This is a genomic window from Thioalkalivibrio sp. AKL12 (genome assembly GCF_000377925.1).
In the GTDB taxonomy this organism is placed as follows: Bacteria; Pseudomonadota; Gammaproteobacteria; order Ectothiorhodospirales; family Ectothiorhodospiraceae; genus Thioalkalivibrio; species Thioalkalivibrio versutus.
In genome coordinates this window covers 37,231-60,681 of sequence record NZ_KB898901.1, presented here as the reverse complement: position 1 = coordinate 60,681, position 23,451 = coordinate 37,231, and the positions used below count along the sequence as shown (strand labels likewise).

Annotated in this window: 21 protein-coding genes; 17 read left to right on the top strand and 4 right to left on the bottom strand. The window is 68.2% G+C overall.

Annotation, left to right across the window (positions count from 1 at the left end; translation table 11 throughout):
* The first annotated feature begins 31 nt into the window (after nt 1-31).
* Nucleotides 32-421: a 50S ribosomal protein L17 gene (gene rplQ, locus D579_RS0111245; RefSeq protein WP_018146438.1), complete on the top strand. Its 390-nt coding sequence runs from the start codon at nt 32-34 to the stop codon at nt 419-421.
* A 172-nt stretch (nt 422-593) separates the two neighbouring features.
* On the opposite strand, the gene uvrA is transcribed toward rplQ, so the two are convergent.
* Nucleotides 594-3,446 (bottom strand): excinuclease ABC subunit UvrA, encoded by a 2,853-nt coding sequence (gene uvrA, locus D579_RS0111240; protein ID WP_026289515.1) that lies wholly within the window; start codon nt 3,444-3,446, stop codon nt 594-596.
* Between the two features lie 192 nt (nt 3,447-3,638).
* Here uvrA and D579_RS0111235 point away from each other — a divergent pair, with 192 nt between their 5' ends.
* The 7 genes from D579_RS0111235 (at nt 3,639) to lnt (ending at nt 10,977) form a co-directional block, all read left to right on the top strand.
* On the top strand, nt 3,639-5,009 hold the full coding sequence (locus tag D579_RS0111235) for an MFS transporter (RefSeq protein WP_018952080.1): 1,371 nt from the start codon (nt 3,639-3,641) through the stop codon (nt 5,007-5,009).
* Between the two features lie 129 nt (nt 5,010-5,138).
* On the top strand, nt 5,139-5,627 hold the full coding sequence (ssb, locus tag D579_RS0111230) for a single-stranded DNA-binding protein (RefSeq protein ID WP_018952079.1): 489 nt from the start codon (nt 5,139-5,141) through the stop codon (nt 5,625-5,627).
* Nucleotides 5,628-5,672: 45 nt separating this feature from the next.
* Nucleotides 5,673-7,025: a tRNA (N6-isopentenyl adenosine(37)-C2)-methylthiotransferase MiaB gene (gene miaB / locus D579_RS14270; RefSeq protein WP_018168201.1), complete on the top strand. Its 1,353-nt coding sequence runs from the start codon at nt 5,673-5,675 to the stop codon at nt 7,023-7,025.
* 12 nt (nt 7,026-7,037) lie between these two features.
* A complete protein-coding gene (locus D579_RS0111220) occupies nt 7,038-8,051 on the top strand; it encodes a PhoH family protein (protein WP_018952078.1) in 1,014 nt (337 codons plus the stop codon).
* Nucleotides 8,041-8,556, top strand: a complete 516-nt coding sequence (ybeY, locus tag D579_RS0111215) for an rRNA maturation RNase YbeY (RefSeq protein ID WP_018952077.1) — start codon at nt 8,041-8,043, stop codon at nt 8,554-8,556. Before D579_RS0111220 ends, ybeY begins: the two co-directional genes overlap by 11 nt.
* Nucleotides 8,549-9,481 (top strand): HlyC/CorC family transporter, encoded by a 933-nt coding sequence (locus D579_RS0111210; protein WP_018176983.1) that lies wholly within the window; start codon nt 8,549-8,551, stop codon nt 9,479-9,481. The genes ybeY and D579_RS0111210 overlap by 8 nt, the downstream gene beginning before the upstream one ends.
* Nucleotides 9,482-9,486: 5 nt before the next feature.
* Nucleotides 9,487-10,977 carry an apolipoprotein N-acyltransferase gene (gene lnt / locus D579_RS0111205; protein ID WP_018168197.1) on the top strand — a complete coding sequence of 497 codons (1,491 nt, stop codon included), beginning with the start codon at nt 9,487-9,489 and terminating at the stop codon, nt 10,975-10,977.
* 4 nt (nt 10,978-10,981) lie between these two features.
* Here lnt and D579_RS0111200 read toward each other — a convergent pair whose 3' ends face one another.
* A complete protein-coding gene (locus D579_RS0111200) occupies nt 10,982-11,539 on the bottom strand; it encodes a zinc ribbon-containing protein (RefSeq protein WP_018938778.1) in 558 nt (185 codons plus the stop codon).
* Nucleotides 11,540-11,736: 197 nt separating this feature from the next.
* Here D579_RS0111200 and D579_RS0111195 point away from each other — a divergent pair, with 197 nt between their 5' ends.
* A complete protein-coding gene (locus D579_RS0111195; RefSeq protein WP_018952076.1) occupies nt 11,737-14,151 on the top strand; it encodes a Lon protease family protein in 2,415 nt (804 codons plus the stop codon).
* 117 nt (nt 14,152-14,268) lie between these two features.
* Here the strand turns inward: D579_RS0111195 and D579_RS0111190 are convergent, their stop codons facing one another.
* On the bottom strand, nt 14,269-15,123 hold the full coding sequence (locus D579_RS0111190) for a DUF2189 domain-containing protein (protein ID WP_018146427.1): 855 nt from the start codon (nt 15,121-15,123) through the stop codon (nt 14,269-14,271).
* A 221-nt stretch (nt 15,124-15,344) separates the two neighbouring features.
* Between D579_RS0111190 and leuS the strand changes: the two genes are divergently transcribed.
* The 8 genes from leuS to D579_RS0111150 are packed head-to-tail and all read left to right on the top strand — an operon-like array spanning nt 15,345 to nt 23,072.
* Nucleotides 15,345-17,936 carry a leucine--tRNA ligase gene (gene leuS / locus D579_RS0111185; protein WP_018952075.1) on the top strand — a complete coding sequence of 864 codons (2,592 nt, stop codon included), beginning with the start codon at nt 15,345-15,347 and terminating at the stop codon, nt 17,934-17,936.
* A complete protein-coding gene (lptE, locus tag D579_RS0111180) occupies nt 17,933-18,472 on the top strand; it encodes an LPS assembly lipoprotein LptE (RefSeq protein WP_026287982.1) in 540 nt (179 codons plus the stop codon). The genes leuS and lptE overlap by 4 nt, the downstream gene beginning before the upstream one ends.
* Entirely contained in the window at nt 18,472-19,509 is a 1,038-nt protein-coding gene (holA, locus tag D579_RS0111175; RefSeq protein WP_018952074.1) for a DNA polymerase III subunit delta, read from the top strand. The genes lptE and holA overlap by 1 nt, the downstream gene beginning before the upstream one ends.
* Before the next feature lie 4 nt (nt 19,510-19,513).
* The gene (locus tag D579_RS0111170; protein WP_018952073.1) at nt 19,514-20,821 is read left to right on the top strand and encodes a glutamate-5-semialdehyde dehydrogenase; all 1,308 of its coding nucleotides are present in this window, start codon (nt 19,514-19,516) and stop codon (nt 20,819-20,821) included.
* Between the two features lie 45 nt (nt 20,822-20,866).
* Entirely contained in the window at nt 20,867-21,517 is a 651-nt protein-coding gene (gene nadD / locus D579_RS0111165) for a nicotinate-nucleotide adenylyltransferase (protein WP_018952072.1), read from the top strand.
* An 8-nt stretch (nt 21,518-21,525) separates the two neighbouring features.
* Nucleotides 21,526-21,918 carry a ribosome silencing factor gene (rsfS, locus tag D579_RS0111160; protein ID WP_018146421.1) on the top strand — a complete coding sequence of 131 codons (393 nt, stop codon included), beginning with the start codon at nt 21,526-21,528 and terminating at the stop codon, nt 21,916-21,918.
* Between the two features lie 22 nt (nt 21,919-21,940).
* A complete protein-coding gene (gene rlmH, locus D579_RS0111155) occupies nt 21,941-22,411 on the top strand; it encodes a 23S rRNA (pseudouridine(1915)-N(3))-methyltransferase RlmH (protein WP_018938786.1) in 471 nt (156 codons plus the stop codon).
* Between the two features lie 7 nt (nt 22,412-22,418).
* Entirely contained in the window at nt 22,419-23,072 is a 654-nt protein-coding gene (locus D579_RS0111150) for a nucleoside triphosphate pyrophosphatase (protein WP_018952071.1), read from the top strand.
* Here D579_RS0111150 and D579_RS0111145 read toward each other — a convergent pair.
* Nucleotides 23,029-23,451, bottom strand: a complete 423-nt coding sequence (locus tag D579_RS0111145) for a DNA polymerase III subunit chi (RefSeq protein ID WP_018938788.1) — start codon at nt 23,449-23,451, stop codon at nt 23,029-23,031. The genes D579_RS0111150 and D579_RS0111145 overlap by 44 nt on opposite strands.

Here is a 23,451-nt window from a genome sequence, read left to right as displayed (position 1 = left end):
CGCGCCCATCGTTTTTTAGAGGAAGCCTCTCATGCGTCATCGTCATTCCGGCCGTCAGCTTGGCCGCAACAGCTCGCACCGCAAGGCCACGTTTCAGGCCATGTCCGTGGCCCTGTTCCGGCACGAACTGATCAAGACCACGCTGCCCAAGGCGAAAGAGCTGCGTCGCGTCGCCGAACCGCTGATCACGCTGGCCAAGGAAGACAGCGTTCACGGTCGTCGGCTGGCGTTTGCCCGTCTTCGCGACAAGGAGATTGTGGGCAAGCTGTTCGCCGAACTGGGTCCGCGCTACCAGGCGCGGCCCGGTGGCTACCTGCGGATCCTGAAGTGCGGCAACCGCGCGGGTGATAATGCCCCGATGGCCTACGTTGAACTCGTGGATCGTCCGGAACTGGATGCCGGAGAAGGCGAAGCCGCCTGAGGGTCCGTCGCCAGAGGAAAGCGCGCTCGCAGGTTGAGCGCTCGGAAAGCCGGCCTTGGGCCGGCTTTCTTGCGTCTGGGTAACGGCGAATTTAGAAAGAGAGAGGGAAGCGCGGTCTGTGGGGACGGTGCGCAGGCGGGCAGCCCGTGGAGATGGAAAGGGCCGCGGGTCGTTAACCGTTGGCGGCGTGGGAAGAGCTTGCGGCGGGGAGCAGCGGTGCAAGGAACTGCCCGGTGTGGCTGTGGGCTGTGGCGGCCACCGCTTCGGGGGTGCCTGCCACGAGGAGTTCACCGCCGCCGCTGCCGCCTTCCGGGCCGATATCGATCAGCCAGTCGGCGGTCTTGATGACGTCGAGGTTGTGCTCGATCACGACGATGGTATTGCCATGGTCGCGGAGGCGGTGGAGCACGCGCAGGAGCTGGGCGATATCCTCGAAATGGAGGCCGGTGGTCGGCTCGTCGAGGATGTAGAGCGTACGACCGGTATCGCGCTTGGAGAGCTCCCGGGCGAGCTTGATGCGCTGGGCCTCGCCACCGGAAAGGGTGGTGGCATTCTGCCCCAGCTGGATGTACGACAGGCCCACCTCCATCAGCATCTCGAGCTTGCGGTGGATCACCGGTACCGGCTGGAAGAAGTCGAGGGCCTCTTCGACGGTCATCTCCAGGACTTCGTGGATATTCTTGCCCTTGTAGCGCACGTCCAGGGTCTCGCGGTTATAGCGATGGCCCTTGCAGACGTCGCAGGGGACGAAGACGTCCGGGAGGAAGTGCATTTCCACCTTGATCACGCCATCGCCCTGGCAGGCCTCGCAGCGCCCGCCACGGACGTTGAACGAGAAGCGCCCGGGCTTGTAGCCGCGCGAGCGGGCCTCGCCGGTTGCGGCAAACAGTTCGCGTATGGGCGTAAACAGGCCGGTATAGGTGGCCGGGTTGGAGCGCGGGGTACGCCCGATCGGGCTCTGGTCGATGTCGACCACTTTGTCGATCAACTCCATCCCGTCGATGCGGTCGTGATCCTCGATGTGGTGGCGCCCGCCATGGAGGGCGGTGGCGACGGCCGGGTACAGGGTGTTGTTGACCAGGGTGGACTTGCCGGAGCCCGAGACCCCGGTCACGCAGGTGAACAGCCCGGTGGGGAAGGCGAAATCACCGCCCTTCAGGTTGTTGCCACGCGCGCCGATTACGCGGATCTCGCGCTCCGCGTCGGGCTGGGTCCGCTGGTCCGGCACCGGGATGGAGCGGGTGCCGCGCAGGTATGCGCCGGTGAGGGAATCGGGATGATTCGCGACCGCCTCCGGGGTGCCCGACGCCACAATGCGGCCGCCGTGGCGACCCGCGCCGGGGCCGATGTCCACGACATAATCGGCTTGGCGGATGGCATCCTCGTCATGCTCCACCACGATGACCGTGTTGCCGAGGTCGCGCAGGTGGCTCAGGGTCTTCAGCAGGCGTGCGTTGTCGCGCTGGTGCAGCCCGATTGATGGCTCGTCGAGGATGTACATCACCCCGACCAGGGCCGAGCCGATCTGCGAGGCCAGGCGGATACGCTGGGCCTCGCCGCCGGAAAGCGTGTCGGCGGAGCGGTCCAGGGTCAGGTAGTCGAGGCCGACATCGTTGAGGAACCCCAGGCGCGCGGAGATCTCGCGCACGATCTTCTCGGCGATCTGGGCGAAGCGCCCCGGCAGGCGGAGGTCGTCGAAAAAGGCCTGCGCGTTGGCCACGCTCATGTGCGTGACCTCGGGCAGGGTCATGTCGCTGACAAAGACGTTGCGTGCGGCCGAGTTGAGGCGCGTGCCGTGGCAGTCGGGGCAGGGCTGTTCCGCCTGGTAGCGGCCCAGTTCCTCGCGCACTGCCGCGGAGTCGGTCTCGCGGTAGCGCCGCTCCAGGTTCGGGATCACACCCTCGAACACGCGTTCGTCGGTGCGCAGTTGGCCGTTGGCGGCCGGGGTCGACAGCTTGACCTTCTCCGTGCCCGAACCATGCAGGACCACCGCACGGACCTCGGCCGGCAATTCCTGCCAAGGGGCCTCCACGTCGAAGTCGTAATGCCGGGCGAGACTGGTCAGCAGGCTGAAGTACCAGGCGTTGCGCCGATCCCAGCCCCGCACGGCCCCGCCACCAAGGCTTAGCTCGGGCTGCGACACGACCCGTTCGGGGTCGAAGAACTGGTGCACACCGAGGCCGTCGCAGGTGGGGCAGGCGCCTGCCGGGTTGTTGAACGAGAACAGCCGGGGCTCCAGCTCGCGCAGGGCATAGCCGCAAATCGGACAGGCGTAGCGCGCCGAGAAGATCATCGGCTCGCGTTCCGGCTCGTCCATCCACGCGATCAGCGCCAGGCCATCGGCCAGTTCGGTGGCGGTTTCGAAGGACTCGGCCAGGCGCTGGCGCAGGTCCTCGCGCACGCGGAAGCGGTCGATCACGATCTCGATGTTGTGCTTGCGCTTGGGGTCCAGCGCCGGGAGGGCGTCGAGGTCGTGGATCTCGCCATTGATACGCGCGCGCAGGTAGCCCTGGGAGCGCATGGCCTCGAGCATCTTGTGGTGTTCGCCCTTGCGGCCGCGGACCACCGGCGACAACAGCATGACCTTGTCGCCCTCTGGCAGATCGAGTACCTGGTCGACCATCTGCGAGATGGTCTGGGCGGCCAGGGTCTCGCCGTGTTCCGGGCAGCGCGGCTCGCCGGCGCGCGCGAACAGCAGGCGCAGGTAGTCGTAGATCTCGGTGATGGTCCCGACGGTGGAGCGCGGGTTGTGCGAGGTGCTCTTCTGCTCGATGGAGATCGCCGGCGACAGACCCTCGATCTGGTCGACGTCGGGCTTTTCCATCATCGAAAGGAACTGCCGGGCGTAGGTCGACAGGCTCTCCACGTAGCGGCGCTGGCCCTCGGCGAACAGGGTGTCGAAGGCCAGCGAGGATTTGCCCGAACCGGAAACGCCGGTAATCACGATCAGCCGTTCGCGCGGCAGGTCGAGGTCCACGTTCTTCAGGTTATGGGTGCGGGCGCCGCGAATGCTGATGCTGTCCATGGGGCTGGATCGACTCCACTGGGTTACGTCGCGCGGCGCGCTGGCGAAAACACGGATCAGTGTTTCCATTGGGGCGCCGCAAACCATCCATGGTAACACCCGGGCCGCGCTCGCCATGGTTTCCCCGCCGCGCTTGCCGGTAAACTCCCCGGACATGAAGAGCTCTTCTTGCCCGCGTCGGTCCCGGACGCCATGAATCCCCGCGAGCTGCGCGCCACCACTGGGCTGGCGGCGATTTATGGCGTGCGCATGGCCGGCCTGTTCATGGTCCTGCCGGTGTTCATGCTGCATGCCGACCGTATCCCCGGCGCAACCCCGCTGCTGATGGGCCTGGCGCTCGGGATCTACGGACTCACCCAGGCCGTGCTGCAGATCCCGTTCGGTCTCTTGTCGGACCGGGTCGGCCGCAAGCCGCTGATCCTCGCCGGGCTGTTGCTGTTCGTTGCTGGCAGTGTGCTCGCCGCAGTCGCCGAGACCATCCACGGCATCATCCTCGGGCGTGCCCTGCAGGGGGCGGGTGCGGTGGCAGCGGTGATCCTGGCCCTGACAGCGGACCTGGTCGGCGAGGAACGGCGTATGCGGGCCCTCGCCGTGATCGGGCTGACCATCGGCCTGACCTTCACCGCAGCGATGGCCCTGGGCCCGGTGGTGGACCAGGCGGCGGGATTGTCCGGGATCTTCGGCCTGTCGGCATTGCTCGGGCTGGTTGCGATCGTGATCCTGTTCCTTTGGGTGCCAACCCCGGCACGGGCGCGGGCACACCCGGACATGGTGCCGGTCTGGTCGGCACTGCCCCGCGTGCTGCGCGCCCCGGACCTGTTGCGCCTGAACCTCGGCATCTTCGTGCTGCACCTGGTCCTGGCCGCGAACTTTCTGGTTATCCCGGTGCTGCTGGTGGAGACGCTCGGGCTAGCGGGTGCCAGCCACTGGAAGTTCTATGTGCCGGTGCTGCTGGCAGGGTTCGCGCTGATGCTCCCGGGGATCATCTTCGGGGAGCGCCGCCGGCGCGTGCACAGCGTGCTGCGCGGGGCGATCGCCCTGCTGGCCGGGGTGCAGGTCCTGCTGGCCCTGCTGGTGCTCGACGGCGGCGGTCTGTGGACGCTGGCGGCGCTGATGGTCCTGTTCTTTGCCGCCTTCAACCTGCTTGAGGCGGGACTGCCGTCGCTGGTTGCGCGCGTGGCGCCGGTCGCCCACAAGGGCACGGCGATGGGCGGCTTTGCCACCGGGCAGTTCCTTGGGATCTTCGCCGGCGGCGTGCTGGGAGGTGTCCTGCTGACACTGGTCGGGCCGGTCGGGGTGTTCCTTGCTGGGGTGCCGTTGCTGCTGGCCTGGTGGTGGATCGCCCGCGGGATGCATCCGCGCTACCGGTCAAACCGGGTGGTCGCGGTACCCGACCACTGGTCCGGTCGTGACGCGGAACTGCTGCGGGCGCTTGCCGCATGGCCCGGCGTGCACGAGGCGGACCTGTCGCCGGATGCCGGTTCCTTGTACCTGAAGGTGGAGCCAGGAGGCCCGGACACCCCCGAGCTGACGGCCTGGTTGGCGCGCAAGCCAGGCGCGTAGAACGCGCGCAATGCCTCCCCCGGCTGGCCGCGCGAATCTGTCCACATCCCGGACCGGTGCACTGTCGCGGCCGGGGTGGGCTGCTACACTACCGAATCTGTTTCTCCATGCTGGACACAAGGAGGCCCCATGGCCCGCGGCGTCAACAAAGTCATCCTGCTCGGCAACCTCGGGGCCGACCCGGAAAAGCGCGAGACCCCGAACGGGGTTACCGTCACCAATCTGCGTCTGGCGACGTCGGAGCAGTGGACCGACAAGAACTCCGGCGAGAAGCGCGAAAATACCGAATGGCACCGGGTGGTGATGTTCGGGCGCCTGGCGGATATCGCCGCGCAGTACCTGTCCAAGGGCTCGCAGGTCTATGTCGAAGGCAAGATCCAGACCCGCAAATGGCAGGACCAATCCGGTAACGATCGTTACAGCACCGAGGTCGTGGCCAACGAGATGCAGCTGATCGGCGGTCGCGGTGGCAGTGGCGGCGGTGGTGGTGGCGGTTTCGACCAGGACCCGGGTTATGGCGGCGGCAATGCCTACGGCGGCGGTGGCCAGCAAGGCGGCAACCGCAGCAACGCGCCGGCCTCCGGCGGCGGCTTCGATGACGACGACGTCCCTTTCTAGAAAACACATAAGTCACTGTTCACCCACTAGCGAAGTACCGAGAGCATGATCCGCAAGGTCTACATCCAGACGCACGGCTGTCAGATGAACGAGTACGACTCCGATCGCATGCTCGACGCACTGCGTGAGCTGCACGGGGCGGAGCGTACCGATGATCCGGAGCAGGCCGACCTGCTGCTGATGAACACCTGCTCCATTCGCGAGAAGGCGCAAGAGAAGGTTTTCTCGCTACTGGGACGCTGGCGGCAGATCAAGGAACGCCGGCCGGAGGTGATCATCGGTGTGGGCGGTTGTGTCGCCAGTCAGGAGGGCGATGCCCTGCGCGCCCGGGCCCCGTACGTGGATCTGGTGTTCGGCCCGCAGACCCTGCATCGCCTGCCGGCGATGATCCAGTCGGTGCGCCGTGAGCGCGCCCCGGTGGTGGATATCTCCTTCCCCGAGATCGAGAAATTCGACCGCCTGCCGGAGCCGAAGGCCGACGGTCCGAGTGCGTTCGTCTCGGTGATGGAAGGCTGCTCCAAGTACTGCAGCTTCTGCGTGGTGCCCTACACGCGCGGCGACGAGATCAGCCGCCCGTTCGACGACGTGATTGCCGAGGTGGTCGCGCTGGCCGCGCAGGGGGTCAGGGAGATCAACCTGCTGGGGCAGAACGTGAATGCCTACCGCGGGCCGATGGATGACGGCGACACTGCGGACCTGGCCCTGCTGATCCACTATGTTGCGGCGGTCGACGGGATCGAGCGCATCCGCTTCACTACCTCGCACCCGGTGGAGTTTTCCGATTCGCTGATCCAGGCCTTTGCCGACGAACCGAAGCTGGTCAGTCACCTGCACCTGCCGGTGCAAAGCGGCTCCGACCGCATCCTGGCGCAGATGAAGCGCGGTCACACGATCCTGGAATACAAGTCCAAGATCCGCCGCCTGCGCGAGGCGCGCCCGGACCTGGATCTCTCCTCGGACTTCATCGTCGGCTTCCCCGGCGAGACCGACGCCGACCACGCCGCGACGATGAAGCTGATCGAGGAGCTGCATTTTGATTTCTCCTTCAGCTTTATCTACAGCGCGCGTCCGGGCACCCCGGCCGCATCGCTGCCGGATGACGTGCCGATGGCGACCAAGAAGGCCCGTCTGGCCGAGTTGCAGGCCCTGATCGAGCAGAACGGCCGCGCGCGAAACGAGTCCATGGTGGGCAACATCGAGCCGGTACTGGTAGAAGGTCCGGCCAAGCGCAACCCCGGCGAACTGGCCGCGCGCACGGCGAACAACCGCATCGTCAACTTCGCCGGGGACCCCGGCCTGATCGGGCAGTTGATACCGGTCGAGATTACCGAGGCCCTGGCACATTCCCTGCGCGGGCGCACGGTGGAGCGGACAATGCCCGCCGCCGTCGGCGCCTAGGGAAACCGACGCATGGCCAATCGTCTGGATTTCACCCTGGAGCCTGGTGACCAGGAGACGCTCGCGCGGATCTCCGGGCCGCTGGATGCCCACCTGCGCCTGATCGAGTCGCGCCTGGGCGTGGCCGTGCACAATCGCGGGCCGCGCTTCAATCTCACCGGGCCGGGCGGTGCCGTGAAGGCGGCCGGGGCCTTGATCCACGACCTGCACCGGATGGCGCAGGAAGAACCGGTCAGCCTGGAGCAGGTGCATACCGCGTTGCAGACCGCCCATGTTGAGGGGTTGGCGGAGCCCGAGGGCACGGGCGACGATCCCGCGTTGCGGCTCAAACGCGCGGTGATCCGGGGTCGCGGCCCGCGTCAGGCGAAATACCTGTCCGCGATCGCGCGGCACGATCTCAGTTTTGGCATCGGCCCGGCCGGGACCGGCAAGACCTACCTTGCGGTGGCCGCCGCGGTCGCCGCACTGGAGCAGGACCGCGTGCAGCGCCTGGTGCTCGTGCGTCCGGCGGTGGAGGCCGGCGAGCGCCTGGGCTTCTTGCCCGGCGATCTGGCGCAGAAGATCGACCCTTACCTGCGGCCGATGTACGACGCCCTGTACGAACTGATGGGCTTCGATCAGACCGCACGCTTGATGGAACGCCAGGTGATCGAAGTCGCGCCGCTGGCCTACATGCGCGGGCGCACCCTGAACGAGGCCTTCATCATCCTCGACGAGGCGCAGAACACCACCCTCGAGCAGATGAAGATGTTCCTGACCCGCATCGGCTTCGGCTCCACTGCGGTGGTCAACGGCGACATCACCCAGGTGGACCTGCCGCGGGGGCAGGGATCGGGCCTCAAGCACGCGATGCAGATCCTGCAGGGCGTGGAGGGGGTGCATATCACCCGTTTCCAGGCCGGTGACGTGGTGCGACACCCGCTGGTGCAGCGCATCGTCGAGGCCTACGAGGCCCACGACCATGCGTCTGGCAAGCCGGCTGGGGAGTCGGAGCCCGGTTCCGGGCGGAGTGCCGATGGCGCTTGAAATCGCGGTGCAATACGCTGTTCCGCGTGCCGGTCTGCCCGGCCCCACCACCTTGCACCGGGCGGCCCGCGCCGCCTGGCGCGGGGCGGGCGCGGCCACAGTCACTCTGCGCCTGGTGGAGGCCGAGGAGGGACAGTCGCTGAATCACACCTTCCGGGGACGCGACTACGCGACCAATGTGCTGTCATTCCCGGCGCCGGCGCTGCCGCCGGGCTTGCCGCCCGAGGCGAGCGCCTATCTCGGTGATATCGTCCTGTGCGTGCCGGTGCTGGCGCGCGAGGCGGCGGAACAGGGCAAGACACTGGCGGCCCATTACCACCACATGGTGGTGCACGGGATGTTGCACCTGCAGGGCATGGATCACCAGACGCCGGACGAGGCCGCGCGGATGGAGGCAATTGAGTCCTCGATCCTGGCCGGGTTAGGCTATCCCAACCCCTACGATGCCGACCCTCCGGCCCGCGTCCTGTCGCCGCATCCTGCCGGAACCGCCCCCGATGCCTGAACCCGAACCCGACGAACAACCGATCTGGCGGCGCTGGCTGATCCGCGCCGGCGAGATCCTGCGCCCGCGCCGCGAGCCGGCGACCCGACACGAGCTGATCGAGTGCCTGCGCGGTGCCCACGCCCGCGAGCTGGTCGATCCCGAGGCCCTGACCATGCTGGAGGGGGTGCTCAACGTCGCGGACATGCAGGTGCGCGACATCATGATCCCGCGCGCGCAGATGGAAGTGGTGCGCCGCGACGCCGGGCTCTCCGAGTTCCTCCCGGACGTGGTCGCTTCCGCGCATTCGCGCCTGCCGGTGGTGGGGGATCACCGCGACGAGGTGGTCGGCGTCCTGCTCGCCAAGGACCTGCTGCGCTTCTTTGGCGAGCCGGACGATGCCGCCTTCGATATGCAGGAGATCCTGCGCCCGGCGGTGTTCGTGCCGGAGAGCAAGCGGCTGAACGTGTTGCTGAAGGAATTTCGCCTGAGCCGCAACCACATGGCGATCGTGGTGGACGAGTATGGCGGCGTGGCCGGCCTGGTGACCATCGAGGACGTTCTGGAGCAGATCGTCGGCGAGATCGAGGACGAGCACGATGTCGAGGACTACCTGACCCAGATCATGCAGCACCCCGGCGGGCGTTACACCATCAAGGCGCTGACCCCGATGGAGGAGTTCAACGCCTACTTCCAGACCGCCTACAGCGAGGACGACTTCGACACCATCGGGGGCCTGGTGCTGTCGCATTTCGGGCATGTCCCGCGTCGTGGCGAACAGATCGTCGTGGATGGTATGCAGTTCCGCGTCCTGCGCGCTGACAACCGGCGCCTGCACCTGCTGGAGATGCGCCTGCCGGAGCCGGACATGCAGGCTGCCACCGGTGAAGGCTCGCAGCCGTTCGATGGTCCGGCCCGGGAGCCGGACGACCGCCACATCCCCTGATCGGCATGCAGACCCTTGTCGAACGCCTGCCGCCCTGGGCCTCCGGGCTCGTTGCCCTGCTGGCCGGGGCGGGTGCAACCCTGGCCTTTGCCCCGGTTGGCTGGTTCCTGGCCGCCCCGTTGGCCCTGGCCGTGTGGTTCGCCCTGTTGCCGGGTGCCCGACCGCGCCGCGCCGCGTGGACGGGCTATGCCTTCGGCCTCGGATTCTTCGGGATGGGGGTGAGCTGGATCTTCAATAGCCTGTTGGTGTTCGGGCAGGCGCCACTGGTGGTCGCCTCGCTGATTACCGTGCTATTCGTACTGGCCCTGGCGGGCTATCCGGCGTTGCTGGCCGGATTGGCGGCGCGCTTCCTGCCACTGGGGCGTCCGGCCGGCTTGCTGGCGCTGGCCGGTGGCCTGGTGCTGATGGAGCTGGCGCGTTCCTGGCTGTTCTCCGGCTTCCCCTGGCTGCTGTTCGGCCACACCGTGCTCGACACGCCGCTACAGCCCTGGCTGCCGCTGGTCGGCGAGCTGGGGGCGGGGCTGGTGGTGGCCCTGCTGGCCGTGGCGCTGGTCCTGGTGTTTCTGACCCGGCAGCGCTGGCTGGGCGCGGGCCTGGTGGGGGCACTGGTGATCGCCTCGTTGTCGCTGGGGCTCGCGCGCTGGGTGGAGCCGGGCGGCGAGACGATCTCGGTGGCCATGGTCCAGGGCAACATCGATCAGGCGCGCAAGTGGGATGCCGATGGCATCGAGTATTCGCTGGGGGTCTACGAGGAACTGACCCGCGAGGCGGGTGAGGTGGACCTGGTGGTCTGGCCGGAGACCGCGATCCCCGCGTTCTATGTCGAGGTCCAGCAGCCACTCGGGCAGCTCGCCCAGTCGCTGGCGGAGCATGACAGCGAACTGGTGACTGGGGTCTTCGACCATGCTTCGGCCGGACGCCATGTGTACAACTCGGTGGTCAACGTGACCACCGGGGCCGGCTACAACAAGCGCCAGCTGGTCCCCTTCGGCGAGTACATCCCGTTGCGCGGCCAGCTCGACTGGCTGGACCGGTTGCTGGCGATCCCGATGTCCGACCTTTCCCCGGGCACCGGCGACGGGCGCATGCGGGTGGCCGGTCAGACCGCCGGGGTCAGCATCTGCTACGAAGCGGCATATTCGCGCCACATCCGCGCCGCGCTGCCAGAGGCCGGGTTCCTGGTCAACGTCTCCAACGACGCCTGGTTTGGCGACAGCCTCGCCCCGGCCCAGCATCTGCAGATTGCCCGGGTACGGGCGGTGGAGACCGGGCGCCCGATGATCCGGGCAACCAATACCGGCATCTCGGCCCTGATTGATGCCGATGGCCGGATACTCGAGCGTTCGGGAATCTTCACCCGCGAGGTAGTCACGGGCACGCTGCAGCCTCGCCACGGCGTGACGCCGGCAACCGCCACCGGGGCGGGGCCGGCCGTGCTGGCCGCGCTGGTGCTGGTGGTTGCCGGTGCCGCGGTCGGCCGTCGCCGCCGACGCTGACGGGTTATTCGGCCTCGGTCCCGCCGGGGCCGCGACGGAACGTCGTGTTGTGGCAGTTGGAGCACGGCGGGATGCGGCCGACCTTCGTCATGTGCACGGGATGGCCGCATTGCTTGCAGAGCAATTCGCCGGGGCCGGTGATCTCGCCGGTGTGCCACTCGCCCATCACCTGGGCGCGCGCGGTCAGTTCGGTGATCTCGACCCGGGTGCGGTCGGCGATGCGTTCCAGGGCGTTCTTGATGCTGGCCTCGATCAGACCCAGATCGATCTGCAGCCAGCCACGCCAGTCGGAGCTGCGGTTGTCGAGGTAGGCGCCCAGATCCTGCAGGTCGCGGCGCAGGTAGTCCATCACCTCGTGAGCCTCTTCGCGGGTCAGGTCACTGGCCTTCTGCACGCGGTCGCGGGCGTTCTCCAGAGCCTCGGTGATCGCCTTGCTGGTCTTGTCCTCCAGCTTTTCGAGATCCTCGGTGACCTCGTTCAGCATGCGGTGGTACGCATCGCTCAACCGGTGCTCGCGTTCCTGGTCGTGTTCCGGGGCCGTATCCCTGGGTTTGTCGCTCATGCGCTGCTCCTCGCTGATCGATATGTGGCTGTGTGTCCCGCTCGGGGACGTTTCGGATGGTCAATGCGTCCAAGGTAGCACGATGGCCGGGCCGCACCAGCGTCACGGGAGCGGGTTTCGTTGGTTACCGGCAATCAGGGGGTGCATATTGAGCTGCATCTCCCGCAAGGTAGGGGCTAACAACAGTGGAGACGGATATGACGCGACCCGCATCCCTGACCGCGGAGCAGGTCTACCAGCGGTGCCCGCCAGAGCATCTGGATTTCGAGACCACCGAGACGCTGGAGGCGCTCGAGTTGCCCTGTGGCCAGGAACGCGTGCTGCGTGCGCTCGAATTCGGTGCGTCGATGCGTGGCAATGGTTTCAACCTGTTCGTGCTGGGGCCGGCAGGCAGCGGGCGGCACGACCTGGTGCGACGCTTTCTGGAGCGCCGCGCGGCCGACGAGTCTGCCCCGCCGGACTGGGGCTACGTGTTCAACTTTCAGCAGCCGGAGTGTCCGCGGGCCGTTCGTCTAGCGGCCGGCGAGGGCCGGACCCTTCAGGCGGACCTGGACCGTCTGATCGAAGACCTGCATGCCAGTATCCCGGCCGCGTTCGAGAGCGAGGAATACCAGCGGCGCCTGCAGGAGCTGAAGGATGCGTCTGAAGAGGCCCAGACCGAGGGCGCGCGCAAGGTGCAGGAAGAGGCCGAGGCGCACGACATTGCCCTGATCAGCGCGCCACACACCTTCTCGTTCGCGCCGATGCGCGATGGGGAGATCCTCAAGCCGGAGGAATACGACGCACTGTCCGAGGAGGAACGCGGGCGCATCGACGAGAAGGTCGAGGAGCTGCAGGAGAAGTTGCAGCAGGTCATGCACCAGGTGCCTCGCCTGCGCAAGGAGCTGCAGGAGAAGATTCGGGCCCTGAATGCGGAGATGCTGCAATGGGCCCTGGGCGGCCCGATCCACGAGCTGAAGGAGAAATGGTCACACCGGCCGGCGGTGGTCGAGCATCTGGAGGCGATCCTCGACGAGGTGGTGAGACACGCGGAGGCGTTTCGCGGCGGCCGTAGCCATGCCCCGCCCGAGGGGCTGCTGGAACGGTTTCGCATCAACCTGCTGGTGGATCACGCGGACACGCGGGGCGCCCCGGTGATCTACGAGGACCTGCCGAATCATCAGCACTTGACCGGCCTGATCGAGCACCAGGTGCACGAGGGGGCCCTGGTTACCGATTTCTCGCTGGTGCGCGCCGGGGCCCTGCACCGGGCCAGTGGCGGTTACCTGATCGTGGATGCCCGGCGTGTGCTGACGCAGCCGCTGGCCTGGGAGAGCCTCAAACGGGTCCTGTTTTCCGGCGAGATCCGCATCGAGTCCCTGGAGCGCCTGTTCGGGCTGGTGAGTGCGGTGGGGCTGGAGCCGGATCCCATTCCGGTGGCCCCGAAGGTGGTGCTGATCGGTGATCGCCTGTTGTACTACCTGCTGTCCGCGTTCGATCCGGACTTCCTTGAGTTGTTCAAGGTCGAGGCCGACTTCGAGGACGACTTGGACCGCAGCGACGCCAGTCATGTGCTGTATGCGCGCATGCTGGCCACGATGGCGCGGCGTGTCGAACTACGGCCGCTGAACCGCGAGGCGGTGGCGCGCGTGATCGAGCATGCCAGCCGTCTGGCCGGCGACCAGTGCAAGCTGTCGGCCCACGATCGCACCCTGCGCGACCTGCTGCTGGAGGCCGACCACTGGGCGAGGAAGGCCGGCGCGGACGTCGTCGGCGCCGGGCATGTCGAACAGGCCATCCGGGAACGCCAGGAGCGCGGTGCGCGGCTACAGCGCCGCAGCCTGGAGCAGATCCGTCGCGGGGTGGTGCTGATCGCCACCAGCGGGGCGCAGATTGCCCAGGTCAACGGGCTGTCGCTGCTGCAGCTGGGCGACGCGATGTTCGGGCGGCCAATCCGGATCACCGCGACCGCGCGCTCGGGCAAGGGCCATGTGGTCGACATCGAACGCGAGGCCAAGCTGGGTGGCCCGGTGCACAGCAAGGCGGTGATGATCCTGTCCCGGTTCATCGCCAGCCACTATGCCGAGGACAGCGAGCTCTCGCTGTCCGCCAGCCTGGCCTTCGAGCAGTCGTATGGCGACATCGAGGGGGATTCCGCCTCGGTGGCCGAGACCTGCGCGTTGTTGTCGGCGATCGCGCGGATCCCGTTGCACCAGTCGCTGGCGGTTACCGGCTCGCTCAACCAGCATGGCGAGGTCCAGGCCGTGGGTGGGGTCAACGAGAAGATCGAGGGCTTCTTCGACGTCTGTCGCGAGGCCGGCGAACTGGATGGTCACGGTGTGCTGTTGCCGGGGAGTAATGTCGAGAACCTGATGCTGCGCCACGACGTCCGCGAGGCGATCGCGGAGGGACGATTCCATGTCTACCCCGTAGCCACGGTGGACGAGGCCATCGAGCTCCTGACCGGGATGACGGCGGGTGAACGCGGCGCGTGGGGGGGGTTCCCGGCGGGCAGCTTCAACCGCGTGGTCGCCGATCGCCTGGCGGCGTTTGCGCGCTTGAGCCATCGGCGCGGGTCCCGCGATGACGATGCGGAAGCCACGCCGGGCGGCCCCTCCGGGGAGGGTGCCTGAGGGGGCATCAATTGGTGTCCCCCGGGGCTTCCGTCCGCCGACCCGAGATGGAGCGCGAGGTGGACTGGCATGGGCCCGACGCGGGGTCGGACCCATCGCGTGGGGCGTCGCTGGGGATTAACGGGCGTCGACCAGATCCCGGTAGCCGTGCCACATGGCAAAGCCCAGCCAGGGGAAGATCACGATCAGCGCCAGCAGCGCGGTTGCCACCGAGACCATGAACAGCGCGGTGATGATCAGACCCCACAGGATCAGCGTACCCGGGTTGTGGCTGAAGGCCTTCAGGCTGACCCCGATCGATTCGATCAGGCTCTTTTGCGGGGCATCATCGCGTATCCGGTGATCCAGCAGGGCCGGGATCGTGACCAGGCTGAGGGCGAATACCGCGAGGCCGAACACAATGGCGGCCACCACCACCCCGACCAGCGAGATAATGCCGGCGCCGCTGCTGAGCATCGCGCCCACCAGGTGATGCAACTGCCCCATGACCGCGATTTCGCCGATGTTAAGCACCGCGATCCACATCCACACAAAGCTGGCCCAGATCACGAACAGGATGGCCAGCAGCGCGGCAAAGGCCCAGATCGAGCCACCCATCGGCCCCAGCCAGCCGAGGCCGGAACCGCCCGGCTCGCCGCGCTCTTTCTGCAGCGCGAGGTAGTTCACACCGACGGCGAGTACGGGTCCGAGGAGCAGGATGCCGGCCAGAAGCGAGAAGGCCATCCACGGCTGATTCCAGGACAGGCCCAGCAGGATCAGCGCGGCCAGGGTGATCACCAGGCCGTGCACCAGGGCCACTGGCATCTGCCAGAGGTCCCGCCAGCCTTTGCCGAGCCAGGTGCCCAGGTCCTCCGTCGCGATCTCGCGGATGGCCGGGGAATCCGTCTCCGGCGTGTGTTCGGGGACCGTTTCCCCCAAGTCCTCGGGATAGGCGCGCTGGAGCATGGGGACCACGTCTTTCTCTTCGCTCATAACCTGCCTCCTTGGAACGTTTTGCCAACCGCTTTCTTTGAATGTAGGTCTTGTGGCAGTCAGGTGGGGGTACTGTTCCCGGAGTTGCGTGACGGATATCACATCGAAGACGTGTGGCGAGGGGTGGCCGGGCCGTTTCCCAGCCGCTTGGAGGGGGTGGGGGCGACTGGTATTCTGCGCAGTTCTTTGTTTCACGCGAACACACAGGGCAGGTGGGCCACATGCAGGAGCAGTATTCCCCGGAGATGATCGAGGCGCAGGTGCAGCGCCAGTGGGAGGAGGCCGACTGCTTCCGTGCGCGCGAGGATGCCGCCGGCGAGCCGTTCTACTGCCTGTCCATGTTCCCGTATCCTTCGGGCAAGCTGCACATGGGCCATGTGCGCAACTACACCATCGGCGACGTGATCGCGCGCTTCCAGCGCATGCAGGGGCGGAGTGTGCTGCAGCCGATGGGCTGGGACGCCTTCGGCCTGCCGGCCGAGAACGCGGCGATGCAGAACCACGTGCCGCCGGCGGCCTGGACGCGCCAGAACATCGAGCAGATGCGCACCCAGCTCAAGCGCCTGGGGTTTGCCTACGACTGGTCGCGCGAGTTCGCCACCTGTGATGCCGATTACTACCGCTGGGAACAGTGGCTGTTCGTGCGCCTGCTGAAGAAAGGCCTGGTCTATCGCAAGAAGGCGACCGTGAATTGGGACCCGGTGGACCAGACCGTGCTCGCCAACGAACAGGTGATCGAGGGCCGAGGCTGGCGCTCCGGGGCGGTCGTCGAGCGCCGCGAGATGCCGCAGTGGTTCCTGCGGATTACCGACTACGCCGACGAGCTGCTGGGGGCCCTGGACGAGCTGGACGGCTGGCCGGACCAGGTGCGCACCATGCAGCGCAACTGGATCGGGCGTTCCGAGGGCGTGGAGCTCGAGTTCGCGGTGGACGGTGGCGAGGCGCTGGCCGTCTACACCACGCGCCCGGATACCCTGTTCGGCGTCTCCTACATGGCGCTGGCGCCGGAGCACCCGCGGGTGCAGGCGCTGGCGGAGCAGGACGCCGAGCTGGCCGCGTTTGTCGCGGATTGCGCGCAGGGCGGGGTGGCCGAGGCGGACCTGGCCACGATGGAGAAGAAGGGCCGCGCGCTGGGCTTCACCGCCCGCCACCCGCTGACCGGCGAGGATGTCCCGGTCTGGGTCGCCAACTTCGTGCTGATGGAATACGGCACCGGCGCGGTGATGGCCGTGCCCGCGCATGACGAGCGCGACCACGAGTTCGCGACGAAATATGGCCTGCCGATCCGCCAGGTGATCGCCCCGGCGGATGGCGCCACGGTCGATGTGCAGCAGGCCGCGTTCACCGAGGCCGGCGTGCTGGTGAACTCCGGTGATTTCGACGGCCAGGCATCGGAGGCGGCCAAGGCGGCGATCGCCGAGCACTTGGAGCAGACCGGCATCGGCCGGCGCCGGCGCAACTACCGCCTGCGCGACTGGGGTATCTCGCGCCAGCGCTACTGGGGCTGTCCGATTCCGGTGATCCACTGCGACGCCTGCGGTGCAGTGCCGGTGCCGGAAGAACACCTGCCGGTGCGCTTGCCGGAGGACGTGATCCCCGACGGGGCCGGCTCGCCGCTGGCGCGCATGCCCGAATTCTTCGAGACCCCGTGCCCGGAATGCGGGCAGCCGGCGCGGCGCGAGACCGATACCTTCGACACCTTCTTCGAATCCAGCTGGTACTTCGCCCGCTACGCCTGTGCCGACAACGACACGGCCATGCTGGATGCGCGCGCCGACCACTGGCTGCCGGTGGATCAATACGTCGGCGGCATCGAGCACGCGGTGCTGCACCTGCTGTACGCGCGCTTCTTCCACAAGCTGCTGCGCGACGAGGGCCTGCTGGCCTCCGACGAGCCGTTCACCCGCTTGCTGACCCAGGGCATGGTGATCGCACCGACCTTCTTCCGCGAGCGTGCTGACGGCGGGAAGGACTGGATCAACCCGGCGGACGTCGAACTGGAACGCGCCGAGGACGGTTCGGTGAAGGCCGCGCGCCACCGCGAGGACGGGGCGCCGGTCGTGGTCGGCGGCATGGAGAAGATGTCCAAGTCGAAGAACAACGGCGTGGACCCGCAGGCCCTGATCGAGCGCTTCGGCGCGGATACCGCGCGGCTGTTCACCATGTTCGCGGCCCCGCCGGACCTGTCGCTGGAATGGTCCGACTCCGGCGTGGAGGGCGCGCATCGCTTCATCAAGCGCCTGTGGCGCGCGGTCCACGAGCACGTGGGCGGCGAGTCGCCCGGGGCGCTGGACACGGACGCGCTGGACGATGCCGGGCGCGAGCTGCGGCGCAAGCTGCACGACACCATCGCCAAGGTTACCGACGACATCGGCCGGCGCCAGACCTTCAACACCGCGGTGGCCGCGAACATGGAACTGCTGAACGACCTCGGCAAGTTCCCGCAGGACGCCGCCGGGGCCCCGGCCGTGCGCCAGGAGGCGCTGGAGGGCATCGTGCGCATGCTGGCCCCGATCATCCCGCACGTGACCGAAACGCTGTGGCGGACCCTGGGTCACGACGAGCTGGTGGCCGCCACGCAATGGCCGCAGGTCGACGAGGCCGCACGCCAGGCCGCGCAGGAGACCCTGGCGGTGCAGGTGAACGGCAAGCGCCGTGCCGAGATCGCGGTCCCGTCCGGGGCCGACAAGGACGCGATCGAGACCGTTGCGCGCAACGACGAGAACGTGCAGCGCCATATCGAGGGGCAGGATGTGATCAAGGTGATTGTCGTTCCCGGCCGTCTGGTCAATTTCGTGGTGAAGCCGCAATGAGCGCCCTTTTGCGCGCGGGTCTGGTACTGGTCCTGGTGGCCGCGCTGGCCGCCTGCGGCTTTCAGCTGCGTGGCGGTAGCGAGTGGCCGGAGACACTGAATCCGGTGCAGATCACGGGCATCAATGCGCGCGACTCGCTGTACCGCGAACTGGCCGTGACCCTGGGCTCCTCGGGCGTGGACGTCGTGCGCCAGCGCCCGGAGGGCCAGGGTGCGATCCTGGAGATCCGTTCGGTCAACGATCAGCGCCGCACGCTGTCGGTGACCGAGGCCGCGCGGGTGTCCGAGTACGAACTGGTGCGCACGGTCGACGCGCGCCTGCGCCCGGTGGACGGCGAGGCGGTCGACCTGGGGCCACTGCGCGCCTCGCGCATCTATCTGTTCGATGGCACCGCGGTGCTCAGCCGGGGCGAGCGCGAATCCACCCTGCGCGAGGCGATGGACCGCGACATCGTCAGCCAGCTGCAGCGCCGGATCGCCGCCCTGATCGAGCCGGACGGCAGCCTGCGCGAAGCCGCGGAGGACCCGGCCCCGTAATGGCGCTGGATATCGCCCGCCTGGAGCAGGATCTGGCGCGCGGGCTCGCGCCGATCTACCTGTTGCTGGCCGAGGAGCCGTTGCAGGCGATCGAGGCGGCCGATGCGATCCGCGCTGCCGCCCGCGAGCAGGGCTTCCTGGAGCGCACGGTGCTGGACCTGACCGCGCAATCCGACTGGGGCCCGTTCGAGGCCGCGATCCGCGACCGGTCGCTGTTTGCCGAGCGCACGGTGCTGGACGTGCGCCTGGCGACCGGCAAGCCGGGCAAGACCGGTGGCGACCACCTGAAGGCCTACGCCGGCGACCCGCAGGCTGACCTGGTTCTGCTGCTGCAGTTGCCGCGGCCGGATCGCGACATGCGGCGGGCGGCCTGGTTCAAGGCCCTGGAGAACCGTGCGGTGGTGATCCACGCGCGCCCGGTGCCGCCGGCCCAGCTGGGTAGCTGGATCCGTGCGCGGCTGCAGAGGAACGGTCTGCGCATCACCGACCCGGCGCTGGCGTTGCTGGTCGCGCGGGTGGAGGGCAACCTGCTGGCCGCACGCCAGGAGATCGAGAAGCTGGCGCTGGCCGGCGTGACCGAGATCGACGAGACCGTGCTGGCGGAGGCCACCACGGACGCGGCCCGCTTCGAGCTGTTCGCCCTGGCCCCGACCGCGCTGCGCGGTGATGTCCGCCACGCCCTGCGCATGCTGGAGGGGCTGCTGGACGAGGGCCAGGCCGAGCCGCTGATCCTGTGGGCGCTGGCGCGCGAGTGCCGGCTGCTGGTGCAGGCGATGGAGCGCAAGGCCGCCGGTGCGCCCGACCGCGAGGCCTTCCAGGGCAGCTTTGGCGACGGCCAGAAGGCTCTGCGCCAGGCAATGTCGCGCCTGGACCTGAACGCGGCGCGGGGCCTGCTGGGCGAGGCCGCGCGCGTGGATCGGGTCATCAAGGGTCAGGAAAACGGCAATGCCCGGCAGGGGTTGCTAGACTTGGTGGCCCGTATGGCGGGGCGGCCGCTGACCCGACCCGAACCCGCACTGAATTCTCAACGAGTCTGACTGCATGAACGCTGCCGTGAACCCCACTGAATCCGCCGCTACCAGCGGCGTGGTCGCCCAGGTCGAGGCGCTCGGCCGCGCTGCGCGCGCCGCATCGCGGCGCATGGCCGAGGCCGAGCCGGGGGCGAAGAACGCCGCACTGCATGCGATCGCCGAGGGCATCGCCGCGCGCCGCGCCGAGCTGAATGAGGCCAACAGCCGTGACCTGGAGGCCGGGCGCGAGCGCGGCCTGGACGCCGCGATGCTGGATCGCCTGGCGCTGACCGATGCCCGCATCGATACCATGATCGAGGGCTGCCGCCAGGTAGCCGGGCTGCCCGACCCGGTGGGCACGATCTCCGATATGGCCTACCAGCCGAGCGGTATCCAGGTCGGCCAGATGCGCGTGCCGCTGGGCGTGATCGGGATCATCTACGAGTCGCGGCCGAACGTGACCATCGACGCCGCCGCGCTGTGCCTGAAGTCCGGCAATGCGGCGATCCTGCGTGGCGGCTCCGAGTCGCTGCATTCCAATCAGGCCCTGGCCGCGATTATCCAGGCCGGTCTGGAGCAGGCGGGGTTGCCGCGCGAGGCGGTGCAGGTGGTGCCGACCACCGACCGCGCGGCGGTCGGCGCGCTGCTGCGCATGCCGCAGTACGTGGACGTGATTGTCCCGCGCGGCGGCAAGGGCCTGATCGAGCGCGTCAGCAACGAGTCGCAGATCCCGGTGATCAAGCACCTGGACGGCGTCTGCCACGTGTACGTGGATGGCGGCGCGGATGCCGACAAGGCGCTGGCGGTCGCGGTGAACGCCAAGACCCAGCGCTACGGCACCTGCAACACCATGGAGACACTCCTGGTGCACGCGGACCAGGCCGAGGCCTTCCTGCCGCGCCTGGCCACGGTCCTGGGCGAGCACCAGGTCAGCCTGCGCGGCTGCGCGCGGACCCGCGCCATTCTCGCCGAGAGCGGAGCCGACATCGCGGAGGCCACCGAGGACGACTGGGTGGCCGAATACCTGGGGCCGATTCTCGCGATCCGCGTGGTCGACGACCTCGATATGGCGATCGATCACATCAATACCTATGGCTCGCACCACACCGACAGCATCGTGACCGAGGACTACACCCGCGCCCGGCGTTTCCTGCGCGCGGTGGACTCCAGCTCGGTCATGGTGAATGCCTCCACCCGCTTCGCCGACGGCTTCGAGTACGGCCTGGGCGCGGAGATCGGCATCTCCACCGACAAGTTGCATGCCCGGGGTCCGGTGGGCCTGCACGGGCTGACCACGCTCAAGTACGTGGTGTTCGGCGACGGCCATGTACGTGGCTAAGGGAGACGCGCGATTGAATCAGCGTCTCCCTGGGGCGATCCCCGCGTGATCGGGATCCTCGGCGGCACCTTCGACCCGATCCACTTCGGCCACCTGCGCCCGGCGCTGGAGATCCAGCAGCACCTGGGGCTGGAGCGCGTGCACTTCATCCCCTGCCACGTACCGCCGCATCGCACGAGCCCCGGCACCGGCAGCGACGACCGCCTGGCGATGGTGGAGCAGGCGATTGCGGACGTACCGGGATTCGTCGCCGACCGTCGCGAGCTGGATCGTCAGGGGCCGTCCTACACCGTGGATACCCTGCTCAGTTTCCGCGAGGAGCTGGGGCCGGACGCGCCGTTGGTGCTGATCATGGGCATGGACGCCTTCGCCGGGCTGCCATCGTGGAACCGCTGGCAGCAGATCTTCGAGCTGGCGCATATCGTGGTCTCGCACCGCCCCGGCAGCCCGGCCTCCCACGATCTGGGCGGCTGGCTGGGGAACGCCGCGACGCACGACCCGGCGGCGCTGCGCAAGGCGCCCGGGGGGCTGGTCTACTTCCAGCCGGTGACCCAGCTCGACATCTCCGCCACCGCCATCCGGGACGAACTGCAGGCCGGGCGCAGCCCGCGCTTCCTGCTCCCCGGGGCCGTCAATCGCTACATCCAGGACCACGGTCTGTACCGGGCCGGGTCGAACCGCAATCACGGGACATGACCGACACAATGAACAGCGAACAACTCCTGGAGCTGGTGACCACCGCTCTGGACGACATGAAGGCACAGAACATCCGCACCATCGACGTGCGTGGCAAGACCACGCTGACGGATTTCATGGTGATCGCCTCCGGGACCTCGGGGCGTCACGTGCAGTCCACCGCCGAGTCGGTGGCCACCGAGGCCAAGCAGGCCGGCATCCCGCCCTTGGGGGTCGAGGGTCAGGAGAGCCAGGAGTGGGTGCTGGTGGACCTGAACGATGTGATCGTTCACGTGATGCTCCCGGAGACCCGCGACTTCTACAACCTGGAGAAGCTCTGGATGGCGGAGGAGGCCGCGGACACCGAAAAGGCCGCCCCCGAGGACCCCAGCCTGGAGCGGGTCCGGCGCCTGCGGCGCTGAACGCCGAGCGAGGCTTCGCCCGATGCGCCTGGACCTGATCGCGATCGGCAAGCGCATGCCCGACTGGGTGGCGGACGGCTTCGCCGAATACGCCGGGCGCCTGCCGCGCGAGCTGGAGCTGAACCTGCAAGCGCTGGCGGGCCCCTCGGGCGCGAAGTCGATGGACACCACCACGCTCCTGCGCCGCGAGGGCGAGATCCTGCTGAAGGCGATTCCCGAGGGTGCGCGCGTGATCCTGCTGGATGAGCGCGGCAAGGCGGTCGACACCAAGGGTGTGGCCAAGCGCCTGGAGGACTGGCAGGCGGACGGTCGCGACGTCGCGCTGGTGATTGGCGGGGCCGCCGGGCTGGACGAGGCCGTGCGTGCCCGCGCCGAATGGGCCTGGTCGCTATCGCCGCTGACCTTCCCGCACATGCTGGTGCGGGTGCTGGTCGCCGAGCAGCTCTACCGCGCGTGGTCGTTGCTGAACAACCACCCCTATCACCGCGCCTGAGTCCCGCATGAGCCTGACGCCGCCGCTGTTGCTCGCCTCCGCCTCGCCGCGTCGGCGGGAACTGCTGGAGCAGGTCCAGCTCGCCTTCGAGGTGGCGCCGATGGACGTGGACGAGAGCGCGCGGCCGGGCGAGACGCCGGAGGCCCTGGTCGAGCGCCTGGCCGTCGCCAAGGCGGAGGCGGCTCGCGATCGCCTGGCTTCCGGCCAGTGGGTGCTGGCGGCCGACACCGTGGTCGCCGTGGACGACGACGCACTGGGCAAGCCCGCGGATTTCGCCGACGCCGCCGCCATGCTCGGGCGGCTGTCCGGACGCGAGCACCGGGTCGTGTCCGGCATGGCCCTCTGGCGCCCCGGCGAGGCCCTGCGCGCCCGTCACGTGACGACCCGGGTACGCCTGCGCGAGCTGAGCCCGGCCGACATCGAGGCCTACTGGGCGACCGGCGAGCCGCGCGGCAAGGCCGGTGCCTACGCCATCCAGGGCCGCGGCGCCGCCTTTGTCGAGTGGATCGAGGGCTCCTACACCAACGTGGTCGGGTTGCCCCTGTTCGAGCTGGAGGCCTGGCTGCGCGAGATCCCCGACCCGCCGCCGCGCGTCGGATCGGCGTCTCCCGCGGTCGTTACTGGATCTTGTGGTGTTCCAGCGGGTAGCCGCGCTCCTTGAAGAAGCGGTAGCGGCTACGGCCGGCCTCGCGTCCCGTCTCGTCGCCACCGACGATGTCGGCGACCCGTTCGAAACGGCCACAGTACTCGGGGACCTCGGGGGCGAGGTTGATCAGCACGTCGCAACGATCCGACGGCGCATGCGCCTCGTGCAGGGAGACCGGGACATCCGTGTCGCGCACGTCGGTGCTGTGCGGCAGGAAGGCCGTGTCCTCGAAGGTCCACAACCATTCATCCAGGGTGCGCGTCAGCTCCGGCGAGCCGGTATGGATATGTACTCGATGTCCCTGCCCGCTGGCCTTCTTTGCCAGACGGCAGACGAAGCGCAGGCGTGCCTCCGGGGCCGGGTCCTCGAGCAGGTAGAAGCTGACGTGGGTCAT